Annotated in this window: 3 protein-coding genes and 1 pseudogene; 1 reads left to right on the top strand and 3 read right to left on the bottom strand. The window is 65.3% G+C overall.

Annotation, left to right across the window (positions count from 1 at the left end):
- Positions 1–560 (bottom strand): TrbG/VirB9 family P-type conjugative transfer protein (locus KYK29_RS22370; RefSeq protein WP_437437291.1); only part of this gene is annotated, 560 nt, incomplete at its 3' end.
- An 18-nt stretch (positions 561–578) separates the two neighbouring features.
- Between KYK29_RS22370 and KYK29_RS22365 the strand changes: the two genes are divergently transcribed.
- On the top strand, positions 579–956 hold the full coding sequence (locus tag KYK29_RS22365) for a nuclear transport factor 2 family protein (RefSeq protein WP_226948973.1): 378 nt from the start codon (positions 579–581) through the stop codon (positions 954–956).
- A gap of 5 nt (positions 957–961) precedes the next feature.
- Here KYK29_RS22365 and trbF read toward each other — a convergent pair whose 3' ends face one another.
- Both trbF and KYK29_RS22355 read right to left on the bottom strand, forming a co-directional pair.
- On the bottom strand, positions 962–1,651 hold the full coding sequence (gene trbF / locus KYK29_RS22360; protein WP_208632927.1) for a conjugal transfer protein TrbF: 690 nt from the start codon (positions 1,649–1,651) through the stop codon (positions 962–964).
- A pseudogene (locus KYK29_RS22355) lies at positions 1,648–2,120 on the bottom strand (P-type conjugative transfer protein TrbL); the annotation flags it as partial. The gene trbF and the pseudogene KYK29_RS22355, both read right to left, overlap by 4 nt.

Below are 2,120 nucleotides of genomic sequence, written 5' to 3'. Positions count from 1 at the left end.
CGCGCGCGCAGCTCGATCATGTAGGTGCGCCGGTCGGTGGTGACGACAAGGTTGGTGGAAATGTCCGGGCGCGTGGGCTTCACGAGGATTTGGACGCGGCGGTTCGCGCCGCTGCCGCTCTCGGTGTCGCCGATAATCCACCTTGTCGTATCGCCGGCCGCGATCGGCCCCGCGTCTGTCAGGCTCTCGCCCGGCTCCAGCGCAATGGTCGTGATCTGCCCGACTGCGGCATAGACCTGATAGAGCGCGCCTTCCGACCACGGATAAATCTGGATGGCGTTGTAGTAGCCTTCCCGGCGCGGCTCGACGCGGGCGGCGGCATTTGCGTTCTCGACGCGGCCGGTCGGCGTGCCTGCGGCGGTGCCGCCGCGCGCCACGGTCCATGCCGGGGGCACAAGCAGCGGCCGGGGCGTGTTGTCGGTTGCCGCCGCCTGCACGGTCGGCAGCGGCGGTACGCTGGCATCGAAGCTGAATTGCGGTGTCCGGTTGGTCGCGCAGCCTGCCAAAGTAATTGCAAACGCCGTCGCAAAAATCGCATAGGTTAGCGACTTCAGGATCAGTAAGGAGGAACCGACAGAATGGATTCTGTGCCGACGATTGTTGCCCGGTATATCGACGCCTACAACAGGATGAATGTTCAGGCGATGCTCGACTGCCTGTCGGTCGACGTTCGGTTTATCAACAGATCGAACGGAGAGACGACGAACGAAACGCACGGGATCGAGGCATTCCGCGCGCTGGCGGAACAGGGCGTCCAGTTGTTTGCTGAAAGAGAACAGACGATCCTCGACTGTATCGCGATAGACGACCGTGCAGCCGTGCGCATCGGCTATCGCGCCAAGGTCAAGACCGACCTGCCCAATGGCTGGAAGGCCGGGCAGGAGATCGAGATGACGGGCACCTCGTTTTTCATGATCTCCGAGGGAAAGATCAGCGAGGTGATTGATGCAAGCTGAGGTTTTCATTGGCTCATCTCCCGCGACCACGAAATTGCATTGACGTAGATGCCAAGGGGATTGGCGCGCAGTCGCTCGGCATCGCGCGGGGTCTGGATCACGATGGTCAGGATGGCGGTCCATCGTTCGGTCGTGGAGAGCTGGCTGTTCTCGTAGTGCCGCTCCACCCACGACACGCGGAAGGAATCCGGCGATGCCCGGATGACCGATGACACTTCGATGGCGACCTGTTGGCGGCCAACCTTGGTGAAGGGGTCATTGGCGCGGGCGTAGTCGTTCAATGCCGCCGCGCCGCGATCCGTGGTCCACTCATAGGCGCGAAGCCAGTTCTGGCGGACAATGATCGCGTCGGCCGGGATCGCGCGCACCTGCTCGATGAATCGGCCGAGATGGAAAGCAATCTGCGGATCGGTCGGGCGATAGTCGGCATTGGCGGGCGCGACGGTCTGCGCCTGACCGAGATCATCGACTTGCACTACCCACGGCACCACGGTCCCGCGTGCGGACTGCCACACCAGCGCCGAGGCGAAGCCGGCCGAAAGGATCAGCGAACCGAACGCCATAATGCGCCAGTTTTTCGCCTGCACGCGGGCCGAGCCGATACGCTCGTCCCATGCCTGCGCCGCCTTCTGATAGGGCGTCTCGGGTTCGGGCGATTTGCCGTAATGGGTGGCTGGTCGTTTGAAGATGCTCATGAGCGGTCACTTTCGGAAAGGTTGATGGAGGAACCGGAACCGTGGCCGTCGCCGGAACGGACGGCATGGGCGGTCATGGTGGTGCCGTGGTTGAGGGCCTGCGAGCGGCGCATCTGCTGCGCCCATGCGGGCGGGCTGCCGTCCTGGCCGGACGCTGCTGCGGCGGGATTGGCGTTCGTGCCGCCGACCGTGCCCATGGTCGAGCTGCCGCCCGACGCGCCGAAACCGGCTTTCGCACCAACGGAGAAGCTGGATTTGACGGATTCGCTGGCGCGCGCGGCGGCGCGTTTGAGGGGCGAGATGGCCGCCGATCCTGCGGCGCGCGCGACGCCGCCGAGGCCGGAGGCGACACCGGCCGCACCGGACTGGCCGAGCGAGCCGACGCTATAGGCAGCGGTCGCTGCGCCCGCGGTGGCAGCGCCGCCCCGAACGGCCGCGGCCCCACCGGACAGGGCAGCAGCACCGCCCT

Origin of the sequence: Shinella daejeonensis, assembly GCF_024281235.1 — a bacterium.
GTDB lineage: Bacteria > Pseudomonadota > Alphaproteobacteria > Rhizobiales > Rhizobiaceae > Shinella > Shinella daejeonensis.
Note: the sequence above shows the minus strand (reverse complement) of the source record. Positions and strands in the feature narration are given on the sequence as shown.

What these genes read in the sequence shown, in the direction of transcription:
- KYK29_RS22365 (WP_226948973.1), top strand. Translation starts at nt 579, where the DNA reads ATGGATTCTGTGCCGACGATTGTTGCCCGGTATATCGACGCCTACAAC.
- trbF (WP_208632927.1), bottom strand. Translation starts at nt 1,651, where the DNA reads ATGAGCATCTTCAAACGACCAGCCACCCATTACGGCAAATCGCCCGAA.